The organism is Synechococcus sp. WC10meta (genome assembly GCF_047461475.1).
This window is the reverse complement of record NZ_JANSHF010000016.1, coordinates 29,419-46,198: the sequence shown is the minus strand read 5'-3', so window position 1 is coordinate 46,198 and position 16,780 is coordinate 29,419. Positions and strand designations below refer to the sequence as shown.

16 protein-coding genes and 1 tRNA gene are annotated in these 16,780 nt (G+C 58.8%); 7 read left to right on the top strand and 10 right to left on the bottom strand.

Features of this window, described 5'->3' with window-relative positions:
* Positions 1–155: 155 nt before the first annotated feature.
* From NW804_RS08640 to groES, 6 genes are all read right to left on the bottom strand, one after another.
* The gene (locus NW804_RS08640; RefSeq protein ID WP_414423332.1) at positions 156–1,736 is read right to left on the bottom strand and encodes an iron uptake porin; all 1,581 of its coding nucleotides are present in this window, start codon (positions 1,734–1,736) and stop codon (positions 156–158) included.
* 285 nt (positions 1,737–2,021) lie between these two features.
* A tRNA-Val gene (locus tag NW804_RS08635) sits at positions 2,022–2,093 on the bottom strand.
* Between the two features lie 38 nt (positions 2,094–2,131).
* Positions 2,132–3,295: a GuaB3 family IMP dehydrogenase-related protein gene (locus tag NW804_RS08630; protein WP_414423331.1), complete on the bottom strand. Its 1,164-nt coding sequence runs from the start codon at positions 3,293–3,295 to the stop codon at positions 2,132–2,134.
* Between the two features lie 27 nt (positions 3,296–3,322).
* Positions 3,323–4,159, bottom strand: coding sequence for a DUF429 domain-containing protein (locus tag NW804_RS08625; protein ID WP_414423330.1), 837 nt, complete (start codon positions 4,157–4,159; stop codon positions 3,323–3,325).
* A gap of 136 nt (positions 4,160–4,295) precedes the next feature.
* Positions 4,296–5,927, bottom strand: coding sequence for a chaperonin GroEL (groL, locus tag NW804_RS08620; RefSeq protein ID WP_414410901.1), 1,632 nt, complete (start codon positions 5,925–5,927; stop codon positions 4,296–4,298).
* Between the two features lie 90 nt (positions 5,928–6,017).
* A complete protein-coding gene (groES, locus tag NW804_RS08615; RefSeq protein WP_414393818.1) occupies positions 6,018–6,329 on the bottom strand; it encodes a co-chaperone GroES in 312 nt (103 codons plus the stop codon).
* Between the two features lie 210 nt (positions 6,330–6,539).
* Between groES and NW804_RS08610 the strand changes: the two genes are divergently transcribed.
* Complete coding sequence (locus NW804_RS08610; RefSeq protein ID WP_414423329.1) at positions 6,540–7,352, top strand: PhzF family phenazine biosynthesis protein; 813 nt, start codon at positions 6,540–6,542, stop codon at positions 7,350–7,352.
* 52 nt (positions 7,353–7,404) lie between these two features.
* Here the strand turns inward: NW804_RS08610 and NW804_RS08605 are convergent, their stop codons facing one another.
* Both NW804_RS08605 and NW804_RS08600 read right to left on the bottom strand, forming a co-directional pair.
* The gene (locus NW804_RS08605) at positions 7,405–8,388 is read right to left on the bottom strand and encodes an apocytochrome f (protein WP_414393822.1); all 984 of its coding nucleotides are present in this window, start codon (positions 8,386–8,388) and stop codon (positions 7,405–7,407) included.
* Positions 8,389–8,541: 153 nt separating this feature from the next.
* Positions 8,542–9,060, bottom strand: coding sequence for a cytochrome b6-f complex iron-sulfur subunit (locus NW804_RS08600; RefSeq protein ID WP_414405669.1), 519 nt, complete (start codon positions 9,058–9,060; stop codon positions 8,542–8,544).
* A 138-nt stretch (positions 9,061–9,198) separates the two neighbouring features.
* Between NW804_RS08600 and NW804_RS08595 the strand changes: the two genes are divergently transcribed.
* On the top strand, positions 9,199–9,516 hold the full coding sequence (locus NW804_RS08595; RefSeq protein ID WP_414405649.1) for a DUF3067 family protein: 318 nt from the start codon (positions 9,199–9,201) through the stop codon (positions 9,514–9,516).
* 41 nt (positions 9,517–9,557) lie between these two features.
* On the opposite strand, the gene NW804_RS08590 is transcribed toward NW804_RS08595, so the two are convergent.
* Entirely contained in the window at positions 9,558–10,799 is a 1,242-nt protein-coding gene (locus NW804_RS08590) for an ATP-binding protein (protein ID WP_414423328.1), read from the bottom strand.
* Positions 10,800–11,048: 249 nt separating this feature from the next.
* Here NW804_RS08590 and lepA point away from each other — a divergent pair, with 249 nt between their 5' ends.
* The 5 genes from lepA to NW804_RS08565 all read left to right on the top strand — a co-directional run bounded on the left by lepA (position 11,049) and on the right by NW804_RS08565 (position 15,583).
* A complete protein-coding gene (gene lepA, locus NW804_RS08585) occupies positions 11,049–12,860 on the top strand; it encodes a translation elongation factor 4 (protein ID WP_414393826.1) in 1,812 nt (603 codons plus the stop codon).
* Positions 12,853–13,494 (top strand): bis(5'-nucleosyl)-tetraphosphatase (symmetrical) YqeK, encoded by a 642-nt coding sequence (yqeK, locus tag NW804_RS08580; protein ID WP_414405651.1) that lies wholly within the window; start codon positions 12,853–12,855, stop codon positions 13,492–13,494. The genes lepA and yqeK overlap by 8 nt, the downstream gene beginning before the upstream one ends.
* Positions 13,495–13,878: a ribosome silencing factor gene (rsfS, locus tag NW804_RS08575; protein WP_414412141.1), complete on the top strand. Its 384-nt coding sequence runs from the start codon at positions 13,495–13,497 to the stop codon at positions 13,876–13,878.
* A 435-nt stretch (positions 13,879–14,313) separates the two neighbouring features.
* Positions 14,314–14,634 carry a hypothetical protein gene (locus NW804_RS08570; protein WP_414420586.1) on the top strand — a complete coding sequence of 107 codons (321 nt, stop codon included), beginning with the start codon at positions 14,314–14,316 and terminating at the stop codon, positions 14,632–14,634.
* 37 nt (positions 14,635–14,671) lie between these two features.
* Positions 14,672–15,583, top strand: coding sequence for a histone deacetylase (locus NW804_RS08565; protein WP_414420587.1), 912 nt, complete (start codon positions 14,672–14,674; stop codon positions 15,581–15,583).
* On the opposite strand, the gene NW804_RS08560 is transcribed toward NW804_RS08565, so the two are convergent.
* The gene (locus NW804_RS08560; RefSeq protein ID WP_414393836.1) at positions 15,580–16,731 is read right to left on the bottom strand and encodes an NAD-dependent epimerase/dehydratase family protein; all 1,152 of its coding nucleotides are present in this window, start codon (positions 16,729–16,731) and stop codon (positions 15,580–15,582) included. The two genes, NW804_RS08565 and NW804_RS08560, sit on opposite strands and share 4 nt — an antisense overlap.
* Positions 16,732–16,780: the final 49 nt, after the last annotated feature.

Here is a 16,780-nt window from a genome sequence, read left to right as displayed (position 1 = left end):
CGTGGAAGCAGGAAGAAAGCGTCAACCTGGAGCAAAAGTCCGCTTTTGTCCAGCGTTGTATAAGTCTTTCAGAGCGGCAAGGCTTGGGAAGCAAAAAAGGGATCCGTCGCCGCGGATCCCTAAGTTGTTTTTAACCTAGGCAGGACAGCAAGGGGTTAGAAGGTAAACACTGCCCGCAGAGCGCCCACACCAATGGTTGGGTCGTTGTCTCCTGGCCTGCCGCCGTTGGGGTTGCTTACAAAATAGGCAGCAGGTGTCAAGGTAATGTACTCATTGACCGGGAAGCTGTAGTAGACGTCCACTACGAAGGGGCGGGTATCCCACACGCCAGAATTGTCAGTGGTCACGATTGGCTGGCCGAAGACCACACCACCTTTGGCACCCTCCACGAACAGATCCGGGAAGACAAAGCCAAACAGCCAGCCGTTGAAGCTTTCGTCACCTGGATCGATAGTGCCAGCTGGTACCACATTAGGCAGGTTGTAATCGACATTGCCAGCGGTGAACCAGCCGGACACCGTAATCCGTGGACTTACATCCCACTTAGCGGCCACCGTAAAGGCATTGACCTGCGCAGAGGTGGTTACATCATTCCGGCGCAGCGGCCCTCGGAAGAGGTTACTGCCGGTGGCCAAGAAGCTGGGGCCTTTTGTGGCATCCTGCAGATAGGTGGTGGCGAACTGCAAGTAGAACTCCAGCTCTTTTGTAGGCAAAAAGCCCAGCTCCACCGTGTGAGCGCTGTCGTTGCCCGTCAAACCGCTGTCACCAAAGCCTCTGCCTAAGTCCTGGGCGCCGCGAGTGCTGTAGGCGTAGGCTAAGCGAAGCTGGTCGCTGAGACGAGAGCGGAAGCCAAACAGCGTTCCACTGGGCACATCTCCCGTGGATTTGGGAAGGTCGGCAAATTCAGAAAGGGCGTCGAAGGGAACGCTGTATTGAAGGACGCTGGACACCCCTGTGCCCGTGATGCCGGCGTAGATGGTGGCAGCGCGGTTAAAGGCAGGGAACTGATAGACCAACTGGGCCAGGGTGAAAGTGCCACCACCACCCCCTTGGAAGCCAACGCCTGGATCCCCAGAGAAGAAGGCGGTTACCGCATCGCGAGCCTGCAGGCGGATGCGCAAACGGTCGCGGCCAGCAAAGGAGGCGTCGAAGTTCAGCCGCACCCGATAGGGCAGGGTCATGTTGGCTTGGTCCTGCTCAGCCACAACCCTTCCCCCAACAACCCGATCCTCTGTCAGGGCGCTGCCCAGAATAGCCGTAATCACCTCGGCATTCAACTTGGTAACCGGGTTGAAGACCTTGCCTTTGAGGTCGTTAATATCGGCCTCTGCTGCCTCTACCCGCCCCCGTAGAGCCGCCAGCTCAGCCGCAAACTCCTCCTGCAGCCGCTGCAGCGTAGCCAAGTCCTCTTTGGAAACCTTGTCGGCCAGCCCAGCAGCGATCAGCTCGTTGATGCGATCCAAGCAGGCGTTCATCCCAGCGGCAAACTCATAGCGGGTCATGGCCCGGTTGCCGCGGAAGGTGCGGTCGGGGTAGCCGGCAATACAGCCGTAACGCTCGACCAGAGATTGCAGCGCCTGGAAAGCCCAGTCAGTAGGCTGCACATCCGAAAGTTCAGAGATGGAGGTGACAGGCCCCGTCGCTTGGGCATAGGCCACCCCAGGGGTCAAGACTGCCGCTGCACCTAGAGTCCCAGCCAGCAGCGTTTTCCAGTAGTTCGCGTGTTTTGCGGGCATGTTTCTCTCCTTGTTCTCTGTCCTCACACCTGTCTTGGCTGTAGCAGTGCCTTCTAGAAGTAACAGGCCGTCTACCTCGAGAGCGAGCCTGACAATTGCGGACTTTAGAAGAACAACATAGTACAGCCCCAGTCCATACCGTCTACCACTTTACACACTTTTTGAGCCAGACTCAATGCGAGATCCCCAGGGCTAGATAATTCAGGCTCCACACCCATTACTCTACCCCAGGGATCCGGCCCTGGCTAGCGGGTGTATCCCCCAAGCTGCCAGCCTGGATGAGGATGGGCGGTACCGGACTCGAACCAGTGACATCCTGCTTGTAAGGCAGGCGCTCTACCGCTGAGCTAACCGCCCTTGGGGATCCCGGCTACTGAGTTTAGCATTGGCGGGCGCTATCTCCCCATGCCCAGGCTCTGGGCTTTCTGGTACACCTTGCCCTCGGTGAGCAGGGAAGGGGCAATGCAGATCTCCACCTGCTGCATTTCCTTGAGGTTGGCAGCGCCCAGGGTAGCCATGCTGGTGCGCAGAGCACCCCAGAGGTTGTGGGTGCCGTCATCGAGGCGGGCGGGGCCGCACAAGATTTCTTCCAGGGTGCCGGTGCATCCCACGCGGATGCGGGTGCCGCGGGGCAAGACGGGGCTGGGAGTGGCCATGCCCCAGTGAAAGCCGCGACCGGGCGCCTCTTGGGCACGGGCCAAAGGGGATCCGATCATCACCGCATCGGCTCCACAGGCAATGGCTTTGCAAATGTCACCCCCGGTCACCAGGCCGCCGTCGGCGATGATGGGAACGTAGGTGCCGGTTTCGGCCAGGAACTGGTCGCGGGCGGCAGCACAGTCGGCAATCGCGGTAGCCTGTGGCACCCCCACCCCCAGCACGCCGCGGGAGGTGCAAGCGGCCCCCGGGCCGATGCCCACCAGGACCCCCGCTGCTCCTGCTTGCATTAGCTCTAGGGCCACCTCGTAGGTGACGCAGTTGCCCACCACTACGGGAATGGGCATAGAGCGGCAGAACTGGGCCAAATCGAGCTTTTGCATGCCCTCAGGCACCTTGTGGTGGACGGAAACCACAGTGGCCTGGACAAAAAACAGATCCCCCCCCGCTTCCGCGACCAGGGGACCGTATTGGGCAGCGTGGGCGGGCACACAGCTAGCGGCAGCAATGGCGCCGGCAGCTTTGATCTGGCGAATGCGCTCTTGGATTAGCTCTGGCTTGACCGGCTCGCTGTAGAGGCGCTGCATCAGGGGGACGAACTCGTCTTTGCCAACGGCGGCAATCTGCTCCAGCACCTCGTCGGGATCCGCGTAGCGAGTTTGGATCCCGTCTAGGTTCAGCACTCCAAAAGCCCCCAGCTTGGAGAGCAAAATCGCCATCTTGACATCCACCACGCCATCCATGGCGCTGGCAATGATGGGGATGGGTCGTTGGATCCCTCCTATAGTGAAGTGGGTATCCACCAGGCTGGGATCCAGGGTTCGCCTGCCCGGCACCAGCGCAATCTCATCCAGTCCGTATGCTCGTCTTGCCTGTCGATTGCGGCCCAGTTGGACGTTCATTTCTTTCCTCTTTAGCAAGAGGATCCCTTAATTAATCATGCCGCCAAGGAGGTCTCTAAAGCCAGAGAAAGTTTTGGGGTCGACTAGCCTCTTGGGCAGGGGTGTGAAGATGTGCCCTTCCTGCAGACTTCCGAAGCTGTGGCAGCGCTGGGATCCCCAGCGGAAGCCGTAGAGGGCGATGTAGGCGCACATCAAGGCATCGACTTGGTCTTCGTAGTTTTTGAGCTGGCGGCCTCTAAGGGATCCCACCTCCACTTGGAGCAGGGGCTCGTGGCCCTGCAGAGAGGGATCGGCGCTGGCCAAGGCGCGCAGATGTTGCTGGTACAGCCGCCAGGCCTGTTCTCGCTCCTGCCAGCTGCGGCGGGGACGCGCCTTGTAGGGGAGGCTGCGGCTAAGGCCAAACAGGCTCACGATGGCACTGTGGGGGAAGACTTCAGTAACCTGACGGGCCAAGCGCCCCTGCTCGATGCTGGCCTGCTCCTGAAAGCCATAGCGGGCGAGGGCTTGCACCAGCGCTTCTCCTCGCACCTGGCCATTTCTTTCTAGAAGCCGGCGGTTGGCCGGGTGAGCGCCAGCAGCGTAGGGTCGAAACACACGGTTGAGCTCGGCTTCTGCCTGCCGCTGGCCCCTCAAGTTAGGAACGCGCAAGGGGGCATCCACTGCCACCAGGCAGGGATCCCCTCTAGCTTGGGCTTGGATGTAGTCCACAATTTCCTCATTGGTCCCCAGGAGGCGGCTGTCCAGGAGGTAGCCTGTCAGGTTTTGAATGGCGGGATCCCGAATCTCCACCTCCAGCGTCGCCACCCCCGAAGGGTTGCGGGCTGACCAGGCCAGATCTAGGCCAATGCAGACTAACCGTGCCACGCCGCCTTCTCCTCTGCGCCCCCTGGGATAAGGAAAAGGGATCCCACCTGGGATCCCAAAAGCAGTCAGCTTTGCCCTGGCAAGGCAGCAGACTCTCTGCTAACTGGAGAAGCCGTTGCCTCTTCGTGCCAGGGGATTAGTAGTCGTAGTCATCCGCGCCGCCGCCACCAGCCGGCTTGTTGTTCTTGGGCTCGGGCTTGTCCACCACAATAGCTTCGGTGGTGAGCACCATGCCGGCAATCGAGGCAGCGTTTTGCAGGGCAGAGCGGGTGACTTTGGCTGGGTCAACGATACCCGCTTCGAACATATCCACATAGGCGTCGTTTTGGGCATCGTAACCCACCGTGAAGGGCTTCTCTTTCACCCGCTCCAGCACAATCGAGCCGTTCTGGCCGGCGTTCTCGGCAATGCGGCGCAGCGGAGCGCCCAGAGCACGGGCCACCAGCATAGCCCCCACCAGCTCATCGCCAGACAGGTTGGCCTGCGCCCACTCCGTAACCACCGGGATTAGGTGGGCCAAGGTGGTGCCGCCGCCGGGGACGATCCCCTCTTCTACTGCCGCCTTGGTGGCGTTGATGGCATCTTCCAGGCGCAGCTTGCGATCCTTCATTTCCGTTTCGGTGGCCGCGCCCACTTTAATCACCGCCACACCGCCAGCTAGCTTGGCCAGGCGCTCTTGCAGTTTTTCTTTGTCGTAGGTGGAGTCGGTCTCTTCAATTTGGCGACGGATTTGCTCGCAACGGGCTTTCACCGCCGCTTCGTTGCCCTCCGCCACAATGGTGGTGTGGTCTTTGGTTACCGTGACGCGGCGAGCCGAGCCAAAGGACTCAAGACGTGCATTCTCCAGCTTCAGGCCGCGCTCCTCGCTAATCACTTCGCCGCCGGTGAGGATGGCGATGTCCTCCAGCATGGCCTTGCGGCGATCCCCAAAGCCGGGCGCTTTCACCGCCACCACGCTCAGCACGCCCCGCAGCTTGTTCACCACCAAGGTGGCCAGGGCTTCCTTCTCAATGTCTTCGGCAATGATCAGCAGCGGACGACCGGCGCGGGCCACTTGCTCCAGAACCGGCACCAGGTCTTGCACCAGGGTAATCTTCTTGTCGGTGATCAGGACGTAGGGGTTCTCCAGAACCGCCTCCATCCGCTCCGTGTCAGTGACGAAGTAGGGGGAGATGTAGCCTTTGTCAAAGCGCATCCCCTCCGTCACTTCCAGCTCGGTGGTCATGGACTTGCCTTCTTCTAGGGAGATCACCCCCTCGCGGCCCACTTTTTCCATGGCCTCGGCAATCATGCGGCCCACTTCCTCATCGTTGCCAGCGGAAATGGCCGCCACCTGGGCAATGGCTTTGGAGTCTTCTACTGGGCGGGCGTGTTCGGCAATTTTGTCCACTAGGAACTTCACTGCCTTGTCAATGCCGCGCTTGAGGGCAATGGGGTTGGCGCCAGCAGCCACGTTCTTGAGCCCTTCTTTCACCATGGCGTGGGCCAAGACCGTAGCTGTAGTGGTGCCGTCGCCAGCGATGTCGTTGGTTTTAGAGGCAGCTTGACGGATGAGAGAAACTCCCGTGTTTTCAATGTGGTCTTCCAGCTCAATTTCTTTGGCAATGGTTACCCCATCGTTAACAATCTGGGGTGCGCCAAATTTTTTCTCCAGCACCACGTTGCGCCCTTTGGGGCCAAGGGTAACGGCTACGGCCTCTGCCAAAATGTCCATGCCGTGTTCAAGAGCGCGACGGGCTTCTTCGCTGAAAATAATCGACTTAGCCATAGTCAACCTCCAACGGTCAGCCAACGAAGGATAAGCTAGAAGCTAGCAGCAGTTGGTCTCTTTTACAGCACTTGCTGCCTCTTGCTAGAACTACTGAACAATGGCAAGGATGTCCCGCTCAGCTAGCAGCACATACTCCTCGGTACCCAGCTTCACCTCCGTGCCGGCGTACTTGGAGTAGAGCACTCTGTCGCCTACTTTCAGCTCTATTGGAATAACCTTGCCATCGTCATTGCGCTTGCCAGGACCGACCGCAACCACTTCCCCTACTTGGGGTTTCTCTTTGGCAGTGTCAGGCAAAAAGATCCCGCCTGCGGTTTTCTCATCCTGCTGGGCAACTTTCACCAGCACACGGTCGCCCAGCGGCTTTAGCGTAGAGACGTTCAGCGTTACTGCAGCCATACCAAGTGTCCTCCGTGATGCCTATGGCAGGAAGTCAAAGGGTGATTGAGGAGTCAACTAAACTTGCATCCGTTGAGGCTTTAGCACTCTCGGCTTCCGAGTGCTAGTTTATCAGTCAGCTCTGCAGCCTGACAATAGCTGCAACGACAGACGAGGCGGTTGGGTGTGGATCTCCCGACTTCCTCTGCGCCTTTTGGGGGAGGAGAGGCGGTGCGAATTCCCTTGTTTCAGGTGGATGCCTTTACGGCAGTGCCCTTTAGGGGCAATCCGGCAGCGGTTTGCTTGCTGTCCCAGGAGCTGCCGCAGGAGCTGTTGCAGGCAATTGCGGCAGAGAACAATCTGTCGGAAACAGCTTTTTTGCTGCCCCAGGGATCCTGGGATGGCCTCCCCCACTACAGCCTGCGCTGGTTTACCCCCACAACGGAAGTGGATCTCTGTGGGCACGCCACCCTAGCTGCTGCCCATGTGCTCTTGAGCGAAGTTCACCCAGAAGCTCAGGAGGTGGCCTTCTCCACCCGCAGTGGCCAGGTGTTGGTGCGGCAGCAAGGAAAGCGGCTAGCGATGGATTTCCCCTCCCAGACTCCCCAACCTTGGCTGGAAGCGCAAGAACAGGTGGCGGCGGCCTTGGGGATCCCTCCTCTAGAGTTGTACCGCGGCAGCATGGGGGTAGCGGTGCTGGCTTCGGCGCAGCAGGTGCGGCAAGTCCAGCCGAATTGGGCTCAGGTGGAGGCGCTCTCTGTCTCCGGGTTAATCGTCACCGCTGCCGGAGCAGATTTAGAGGAGGGAGCGGATTTTGTTTGCCGCGTTTTCGCCCCCCGCTTGGGGATCTCGGAGGATCCCGTAACCGGCTCTGCCCAGTGTCTGTTGGCGCCTTATTGGTCGGAGCGGCTGGGTCGAACTGAGCTCAGGGTGCGGCAGCTCTCGACGCGGGGGGGTGAGCTCTGGTGTCGCTATCTCGGCGCTCGGGTGGAGATTGCCGGGCAGGCAGTGCTGGTGATGGTGGGAGAGCTGAGGATTCCTTAGAAAAAACACCCCGGCTGGTTCCGGGGTGCTGGGAATGATGGGAAGGGTGGGGCTAGCCCAAAAGTTCTGCCGCCTGAATAAGTTCCACTTGCTTTTTCTTGAGTACCAAGAGGAGCTGAGTGATAGCCACTGCCGCCAGGAAGGCCACCATCCACTTCACCCGATCCGGGCTCTGCAGCACCAGATCCCGCTCCACTTGGCCAAAGCCGCCCACGTTGGGGTTGTTGGTAACCGGATCCCCTTCTTTGACGCTGTCGCCAATGTTAACCACCAACTCCGGCCCCGGTGGCACCACCAGATGCTGGATACCGTTCTCAGTTTCGAAGCTGAGCACTCGCGTGCCCGGCAACTCGTATTCGGGTGGCACCAGGGCGGCCAGCTCTGCCGGCAGGTCGCTAAGATCCGACTCGATAGTGGCGATGCTGGTCAGGCGGCCGGTGGCGGGAGCGCGGAAGACGTTGTTGTTGCTGAGGCTGCCATCGGGGTTGATCTGGCCACGGCCCCGGTTGGCGCCAATGTAAACCCGATATTTCATGAAAGCCACTGAGGGATCCTCTTTCGGGTCAGGGGCTACCACCGGGAAGACGATTTCCTGGTGCTGCTCACCGGGCAACGGCCCCACCAGGAGGATGTTGGGCTTCTGGTCACTGTAGGGAGTGATGTAGGTCTCAGCGGTCTCCTGCCGCTGCTTTTCGGTCATTTCCTCCTCGGTGGCCAGGCGGAAGCCCTCTGGCAAGATCACCACCGCGCCAACATTCAAGCCGCCCTTGCTGCCATCTGCTAGCACCTGCTGCTTGCTTAGGTCGTAGGGAATCCCAACTTTAATGGTGAACACCTGACCGGGGGTAACCGCCTGCGGCACTTCAGCCCGGACAGGCATGGCGTTCAGGTGGCAGTTGGCGCAGACAATTTTCCCCGTTGCCTCGCGGGGGTTATCGTAGGCCATCTGGGCATAGTAGGGGTAGGCTGCTGCTGGCGGAGATGCTACGACCATTAGCAGCAGCGCACACAAGGCCAAGAAAAAAATTCGCTTCATAAGCTCAACTCAAAATTGCAATTCCAATCTGCAAAAGCTCTGCAAAAGCTTTTTGCGCCCTCTCCTCGAGAGCCTGTGGACGCTCCGGCTAAGACCAACGCCGTGCCCTCTTCAGGCTTTCCTCTCGCCACCGCCAGCCCTGCAATGGCGCGTTTAGGCCTCGCGGAAATCGGGGCCCTGCCAGGGGCTAAAGCGAATGTTGTCGCCGTCCACCGTGACGCTGACTAGCTCCAACGAACGGGGAGCCGGCCCCCGGATGACCTTGCCATTGGCTGCGTATTGGGATCCGTGACAGGGGCACTTGAAGAGGTTTTCTCCTGCATTCCAGGGCACCACGCAGCCGAGGTGGGTGCAGACGGCGTTGAGGCCGTAGTTAGCCACCGCTCCATTGTCGATCACGATGTAGGTGGGATCCCCTTTCAAGCCCTGGGCCAGAACGCGATCCGTAGCCGCGTGGGTAGCTAGCAGCTCGCTGACGCGAATTGGCCTGCCGAGGGCATCTTGGGCAATTACCCCCTCCCCTGTCCCACCGGCAGAGGGAGGAATGAAATACTTCACCACCGGGTAGAGGGCACCCACGACCACCACCCCCACCGAGCCGCTGAGAAGGGCGTTCAAGAGAACCCGCCGGCTCATGGGGGGCGCCTCAAAGTTGCTCATCGCTTCGGTCATAATGGTCAGGAAAGCCTGAGAAGTTTTAACGTTCGTTGACAAACGACACCATCCTAACCGAGCCCCCTAGCCAATTTCATTAAGAAATGCAAAGCTAGGAGCAGCTCGAGGGGGAGGCCGATGCATCCAAGCCAACCTATGAGGGGATCCGAGTTGCAAGCTTTGCTGCGGGAGAAGTGGGGCTGCTCCTACGACGTGCAGCTGCGCCGCTTGGGGGGTAGGGTGGTGTTGTTGGTGATGTGGCGCTACCTAGAGCAGCCCTCTTTCCCCTTGACGGAAGCCGAGTATCTGGCTCGCCTGGAGTCGGTGATGGCCCATCTGCAGGCTTGGGGTGTGTGGGAAACGGTGCGGCGAGAAATTGAGGCTACCCGCCAGAAACCTCGCATAGGCAAGGCGGTGGCCATTCCTCTGAATTTGCAAGGGGTGGGAGAGCGGGCCTGCGAGTGGCTGCTGTAGCCTGGCTCTTCTTTACAACGGAAAACTCCACCGGCTTGGGGCTATCCAACTTCCACCAGGCCGGCCTGCAGGGCCTGCAAAAACTGGCGGGCGGTGCGACCGGAGAAGCCGTTCTGCTGCTGAGCCCAGATCAGCGCTTGGCGGCGCAAGGTATCTAAAGGCTGAGAGAGGCCCAGCCGCTGCGCCAAGTGTTCCACCGTAGCCAGATAGTCGGCTTGGCTAAAAGGGGCAAAGGTAAGGGTAAGGCCAAAGCGATCCCGCAGCGACAGCTTTTCCTGCACCGTATCCCAGGCGTGGATCTCTTGATCTTGGGGGTTGGGACGATCGCCAAAAAACTCGCGGATAAGGTGGCGGCGGTTGCTGGTGGCATAGAGGCGCACATTGGGCGGCGGTGGAACGAGATCTCCCTCCAAGAGCACCTTGAGCTGCTTAAACTCGGTTTCGTCCGCCTCAAAGGAGAGGTCGTCTACAAATAGGACAAAGGGCAGCGCCTGCTGTCGCAGCTCCGCCAAGATCTCCGGCAACTGCATCAAGTCTCTGGGTCTTAGCTCCAGTAGGCGCAGTCCCTGCGGGCCGTAGCGGCGCAACAACGCCTTCACCAGCGAAGACTTGCCGGTGCCCCGCGCTCCGTAGAGCAACACATGCAAAGCCGGATCCCCCCGCAGCAGCGCTTCGGTGTTGGCGGCCAGCTGCTGTTTCTGCTGTTCGTAGCCGTAAATCTCTTCCCATTCGGGCAAGTCGGGAGCAGGGATCCCTTCTAGCCCTGCTGGCCCCCAGCGAAAGGCCCAATAGCGGCCACAGAGCCCTACCCCTGCTTGGCAGTAGTGGGCAATCAAGGCCTCCAGGCTCTGGCCCCAATCGGCCAAGGGGCGAGGATCCCAGCCAGAGCTGCCGCTGTTTTCATCTGGCCAGGAGATCCCCAGGCCCAGCGCCTGCATTTGCTCGGCGATCGTCTCCTGGCTATTGGCTAGGATTTGCAGGCAACGGAGATCGTGGCGGGCCGCTTGCAGAAGGGGTGCTGGGATCCCTTGCGGTTGCAGCGCCGCCCGCGAGAAAGGGTTATCGGCCCAGCGGATCTCCCGGATCAGCCACTCCCGCCAGCTCAAGCCCTGCTGGGCCAAAAGCTCAAACCAACGCCCATAGGCTCTCCAGCAGGGCAAGGGATCCCCGCTCATCAACTGCTGAATGAGCTCCTGCCAGGCTAGGGCCAGGGGATGGGCGCAGATGTCCCGAAACACCAGCAGCCTAGCCGCCGCTTCCGCCGCTTCTTCTAGGGGAGTCATTACGGCCCGCTACCCCAAGCCTTGCGCCAAGAGGGCTGCCTCCAAGTAGCGCGAAGGGGCACCCTACTACCTACTATGCAACAAACCTTAACCCTGGTTTGTCAGCTAGCCTTCACCCCCACCCAGGTGGCTAAGCCCTGCTTGCGCCAGGAGTGCGGGCCACGGTGGTCAACCGCTGGATAAGCTTGGCTTAGCTAGAGGGACAAACAAGCTAGCATTGTAAAAAATCTTTGCCCTGACTTGGTTTCTATGACTGACGTCCCCGTCTCCCGCATTCGCAACTTTTCCATCATTGCCCACATTGATCACGGCAAGTCTACCCTTGCCGACCGGCTGCTGGAGGCAACCGGCACCGTCTCAGCCCGCGAGATGAAGCCGCAGCTTCTAGACAGCATGGAACTGGAGCGGGAGCGGGGCATCACCATCAAGCTACAGGCGGCCCGCATGAACTACCGTGCCCAAGACGGCCAGGACTATGTCCTCAACCTCATCGATACGCCAGGGCATGTGGATTTTTCCTACGAGGTCTCCCGCTCGCTGGCTGCCTGTGAAGGGGCGCTGTTGGTGGTGGATGCTTCTCAAGGTGTGGAAGCCCAAACCCTGGCCAATGTTTACCTGGCTTTGGAGAACAACCTGGAAATTATCCCCGTCATTAACAAAATTGACTTGCCTAGCGCCGACCCCGAGCGAGTCATTGCCGAGATCGAGCAGGTGATTGGCCTTGACTGCAGCGGGGCGATCCTAGCCTCTGCCAAAGTGGGCCTCGGTATCTCAGAGATTCTCGAGGCTATTGTGCAGCGGGTACCGCCGCCGCAGGATACGGTAGCGGATCCCTTGCGGGCTTTGATCTTCGATAGCTACTACGATCCCTACCGGGGTGTGATTGTCTATGTGCGCATTGTGGATGGGGAGGTGAAAAGGGGGGACAAGATTTGCTTCATGGCCTCTGGCCGGGAGTACGAGGTTACTGAGCTGGGAGTGATGCGCCCCCACCAAGAGCCGGTTGAGTCTCTCCACGCCGGGGAAGTGGGCTACATTGCCGCTGCCATTAAAAGCGTTGAGCACGCCCGCGTGGGGGACACCATCACCCTCGTTCATCGCAGGGCTCCTGAGCCTCTGCCCGGCTACAAAGAAGCCAAGCCAATGGTGTTCTGTGGACTTTTTCCCAGCAACTCGGATCAGTACGCCGAACTCAAAGAGGCCTTGGAAAAGCTGAAGCTCAACGATGCCGCTCTCCACTTTGAGCCGGAAGTCTCCCCTGCCATGGGCTTTGGCTTCCGCTGTGGTTTCTTGGGCCTCCTCCATATGGAGGTGGTTCAGGAGCGGCTAGAGCGGGAGTACGACCTGGACCTGGTGATTACAGCCCCAACGGTGGTTTATCAAGTTACCCTCAACAATGGCTCGGTGCTCCGGGTTGATAACCCCAGCAAGCTGCCTCCTCCCAACGAGCGCCTTAGCATTGAGGAGCCCATTGTCCGCGTGGAGATGATTTTGCCGGAGGAATTCGTTGGCGCGGTGATGGAGCTGTGCGAGACTAAGCGCGGCATCTTTAAGGATATGAGGTATCTGGCTCAGGGCCGCACGACGCTGGTGTACGAATTGCCTCTGGCGGAAGTGATCACTGACTTTTTTGACCAGTTGAAATCTCGCACCCGCGGCTACGCCAGCATGGACTACCAAATGGTGGGCTATCGGGCTGACGATCTGGTGCGCTTGGATATCCTCATCAATGGCGAGCCGGTGGACGCTCTCTCCACGATTGTGCATCGGGACAAAGCCTTTCAGGTGGGCCGGTCTCTAGTGGCTAAGTTGCGCGAGCTGATCCCACGCCACCAGTTTGAGGTGCCCATCCAAGCGGCGATTGGCTCGCGCGTCATTGCCCGCGAAACTATCCCTGCGCTGCGCAAAAATGTTTTGGCCAAGTGCTACGGGGGAGACGTAACTCGCAAGCGCAAGCTGCTGGAAAAGCAAAAAGAAGGGAAAAAGCGCATGAAGGCACTGGGAACAGTGGATGTGCCCCAAGAGGCGTTTATGGCAGTGTTGAAGTTGCAAAATGACTAACCTAGCCTTGCGGCGCGAGGAGGTGTTGGCCTGGCTGCAGGAGCGGGTGCCTCCTCCCCGCCTGCGCCACATCTTGGGAGTCGAGGCAATGGCCCGGCAACTGGCGGCTCACTACGGATTGGATGAGGAGAAAGCCGCTTGGGCAGGTCTGATGCACGACTTAGCTAAGTCTTTCCCGGCGGAGCAACTGTTGCAGCGGGTAGCTCGGGAGCGGGAGCTAGACGAGATTGAACGGGCTGAGCCCCACATCCTCCACGCCGAGGTGGGCTCCCTGTTGGCGCGGGAACAGTTTCAGGTGCAGGATGCGGAGATCTTGGCGGCCATCGCCAACCACACCCTAGGCCAGCCCGGCATGGGTCCGCTTAGTTGTGTGGTTTTTGTAGCCGATGCTCTGGAACCCAACCGCGGCAGCAGCCCAGAGCTGGAGCAGTTGCGGCGCCTGGCTTTTGTAGATTTATCTAAAGCTGTGGTGGGGGTTTGCGATCTAAGCCTGAGATTTTTGCTAAACCGGAATCAGGTGGTTCATCCACGCACCCTCATGACTCGCAATTATTTCCTGCTCCATCCTTTGGATCAAAAGGATTTCCAGAGGTCTGCGTCTCCAGTTCTTTCCGTCGTTTCAGGAGGGTCTTAGTTGCTACAGCTCATGCCTGCCCGTGCCAGGGATCCCGTCTATCGCATGGCGCTGAGTGCAGCTCGCGCAGCGGAAGAAAAAAAAGGTGGCGACATTGTCCTGCTGGATGTATCTCGGGTTTCCACACTGGCAGACTACTTTCTTCTAGTCAGTGGCTACTCGCTGACGCAAGTGCGCGCCATTGCCCAGGCAATTGAGGAAAGGCTTTGGGAGGAGTGGCAACGGACACCGCAGCGCATTGAAGGTCAAGACTCAGGCTCGTGGATCCTCATTGACTACGCCGATCTCATCGTCCACGTGATGATGCAAAACGAAAGGGAGTACTACGACCTGGAGTCTTTTTGGATCCAAGCCGAACGGGTTGAGTTGCCTTTAGCCGGCTAGATCCCTAGCTCTGCGGGTCGACCTTTCAGACTAGGGCTTTGCCGGTTTTCCCTAGTCGGCTGTCAAGAAATATGTGAAGCACGTAAAGTTTTTAATAGTTCCACAGTTTCTTACATAGTTGCGTGCTAGCATAAACGCCGAGGAGTAGTAAGACCCTTGTTTCCAGGTGCAGAAGAGTTTCTATAGTCTTTGTTAAAGTTCCCACTCTGCACTTTCCAAAACGCCGATAATTTCCCGCTGGCGGTAATGCCAGCAGGAGCACAAGGTTAATAATTGACGACAGCTTCCTGCTAGTGAGGGAGTTGATCTACTTTGGCTTGAATGTCAAGCCTCTAGGGGAAAGTCCAGTGCCAAGAGCAGGGGAGAAGTAGGAGCTAGCGCCCTTTGTTTAATGCTTGTTTAAAAGCGGCCGAGATTCTTAGGAGGGGAGTTCTGATGGAAAAAATGTTGGTGAATATCATTGAGTACCTGGCATTGGCAGAACTGGAAACTTTACTCTGCACCGAGCACCCCCACCAGCAAGTGTTTCATGACGCCAAGGAGCGGGAATCCCTGCTGCAGCAGATTCTCAACCGGGTTCCCCCTGCTTATAGGTTGCTGCCTGCCGATGAATGCCCTAGCCGCGACCAGCTTAGCCCCTCAGAACTGGAGTTGCTCCGCTCGGTGGTGCGGGATGTGGTCAAGCAGAAGCTGCAACAGGACTCTTTTGAAGATCCCTACGTGGGAGCAGCGATGTCGGAGGTGTTCTACGGGTAGAAGGAGGGTTAGCTACACTGCGAAGGCGCTGCCTTAAATGCTGCCCGTTTACTATTCCGAAACTTTTCTTAGCCACAATACAGGTCCCTTTCATCCGGAACGCCCGGCCCGCTTGCAAGCTATTTTCAAAGCCCTGCACAAGGCTCCCTTTGCCAACCAACTGGAGTGGCGGGATCCCCCCCTGGCTGAGCTGGGGGAGCTGGAGCGGGTCCACTCGCCTCGGCATATCCAACAGGTGGCCGAGCTGGCGGCAGCAGGTGGGGGTTACCTTGATGCCGATACAGTTGTCTCTCCAGGCAGCTTTGAAGCAGCGCGGCGGGCAGTGGGCGGCTGGATTGCCGCGGCAGCCTCGGCTTTGGCCACAGGACAGCCAGCTTTGGTGCTGTGTCGTCCGCCTGGGCATCACGCTGAGCCGGAGCGGGCAATGGGGTTTTGCCTCTTCAGTAACGCCGCCATCGCCGCCCTGTGGGCACTAGAGCAGTCAGGGGTCAGGCAGGTAGCCATTTTTGATTGGGACGTACACCACGGCAACGGCACCCAGGCGGTGGTGGAGCGCCATCCCCAACTGGCCTATGCCTCCATCCACCAGTTTCCTCTCTACCCCGGCACAGGACTGGCCGAGGAAACCGGGATCCACGGCAACCTCTGCAACGTACCTCTGCCTGCAGGATCCGACTGGTCGGCCTACGAAAAAGCTTTGCAGGAGAAGGTTCTGCCTTTCCTAAAAGCCTTTCAGCCCGATTTGCTGCTGGTGAGTGCCGGCTTTGACTGTGCCAAAGGGGATCCCTTGGCCGATATGCTGCTAGAGCCGGAAGACTTTGGTCGCATGACCCGTCTTTGCTTGAAAGAGGTAACCTCTAAGGCTGTCTTTGGCCTAGAAGGGGGGTATAACCTGGAAAACTTGGCCCGCGGCTGGCTAAGTGTAGCCCAGGCCTGTCTAGAAGGCTAGCCTCTCCATTTCACCTTAGGTAGAATCTGCCGCACGTCCACCCGGTCCTTGTACTTGAGGGCGAAGTTGAGCAGCGAATCCAGCAGCGAATCCGACAGGTAGTGAGGCTGAAGGCCCAGATCTAGAAGCTTGGTGTTCTTGGCGTTGTAGTAGTGCTCTTCCAGCTCAACGCGGGGGTTCTCCAGGTGTTGGATTTCCACCTTCAAGCCCATGGCAGCCGCAGCCTTTTGCACCATCACTGCTAGCTGCTCCACACTAAATTGTTCAGTGAACTGGTTCATCACCCGGAACTGGCCTGGCTCAGGAGGATTGGCGATGGCCAGCTCCACACAACGCACGGTGTCGCGAATATCCAAGAAGCCGCGCGTTTGACCCCCTTTGCCGTAGACTGTTAGCGGATGGCCGACTGCTGCCTGAACACAGAAGCGGTTGAGGGCTGTGCCAAACACGCCATCGTAGTCGAGGCGGTTGATCAGGACCTCGTCCATGCCTGTTTCTTCCGTGAGCACGCCATACACCACCCCTTGGTTCAGGTCGGTAGCCCGCAGGCCCCAGACGCGGCAAGCAAAGTGAATGTTGTGGCTGTCATGGACCTTGGAGAGGTGGTACATGGATCCCGGCTGCTTGGGATAGGGCAGGGTATCCTTGCGGCCGTTGTGCTCGATGGTGATGTATCCCTCCTCGATGTCAATGTTGGGAGTGCCGTACTCACCCATGGTGCCCAGCTTCACCAGGTGGCAGTCGGGAAATTCCTCCTTGATGGCATAGAGGATGTTGAGGGTGCCCACCACATTGTTGACCTGGGTCATCACCGCATGTTCGCGGCTAATCATCGAGAAGGGAGCAGAGCGCTGCTCGCCAAAGTGCACAATAGCCTCTGGCTCAAAGCGGCGCATGCAGGAAATTAGGGCTTGGTAGTTAGTAACATCGCAAACAAAGATGGGAATATCCTTGCCAGTCAGCCCCTTCCAGCGATCCACCCGCTGCTCAAGCTGGGCAATGGGTGTCAGACTAGAAACTCCCAGTTGCAGATCCCAAAGCCGGCGGATATACGAGTCGAGGATGGCCACCTCGTAGCCCCTGTTGGATAGGTACAGGGCCGTTGCCCAGCCACAGTATCCGTCACCACCAATAACTAAAACTCTCATTGGGGAAGCGGAATTCGCCTGTTCACGAATCTACCAAGTTATGGCACCA

Coding starts and splice junctions, on each gene's coding strand:
- NW804_RS08600 (WP_414405669.1), bottom strand. CDS start 9,060: ATGACCGAAGCGATGAGCAACTTTGAGGCGCCCCCCATGAGCCGGCGG.
- NW804_RS08565 (WP_414420587.1), top strand. CDS start 14,672: ATGCTGCCCGTTTACTATTCCGAAACTTTTCTTAGCCACAATACAGGT.
- yqeK (WP_414405651.1), top strand. CDS start 12,853: ATGACTAACCTAGCCTTGCGGCGCGAGGAGGTGTTGGCCTGGCTGCAG.
- groES (WP_414393818.1), bottom strand. CDS start 6,329: ATGGCTGCAGTAACGCTGAACGTCTCTACGCTAAAGCCGCTGGGCGAC.
- NW804_RS08605 (WP_414393822.1), bottom strand. CDS start 8,388: ATGAAGCGAATTTTTTTCTTGGCCTTGTGTGCGCTGCTGCTAATGGTC.
- NW804_RS08590 (WP_414423328.1), bottom strand. CDS start 10,799: ATGACTCCCCTAGAAGAAGCGGCGGAAGCGGCGGCTAGGCTGCTGGTG.
- NW804_RS08560 (WP_414393836.1), bottom strand. CDS start 16,731: ATGAGAGTTTTAGTTATTGGTGGTGACGGATACTGTGGCTGGGCAACG.
- groL (WP_414410901.1), bottom strand. CDS start 5,927: ATGGCTAAGTCGATTATTTTCAGCGAAGAAGCCCGTCGCGCTCTTGAA.
- lepA (WP_414393826.1), top strand. CDS start 11,049: ATGACTGACGTCCCCGTCTCCCGCATTCGCAACTTTTCCATCATTGCC.
- NW804_RS08570 (WP_414420586.1), top strand. CDS start 14,314: ATGGAAAAAATGTTGGTGAATATCATTGAGTACCTGGCATTGGCAGAA.
- NW804_RS08630 (WP_414423331.1), bottom strand. CDS start 3,295: ATGAACGTCCAACTGGGCCGCAATCGACAGGCAAGACGAGCATACGGA.
- NW804_RS08640 (WP_414423332.1), bottom strand. CDS start 1,736: ATGCCCGCAAAACACGCGAACTACTGGAAAACGCTGCTGGCTGGGACT.
- NW804_RS08595 (WP_414405649.1), top strand. CDS start 9,199: ATGAGGGGATCCGAGTTGCAAGCTTTGCTGCGGGAGAAGTGGGGCTGC.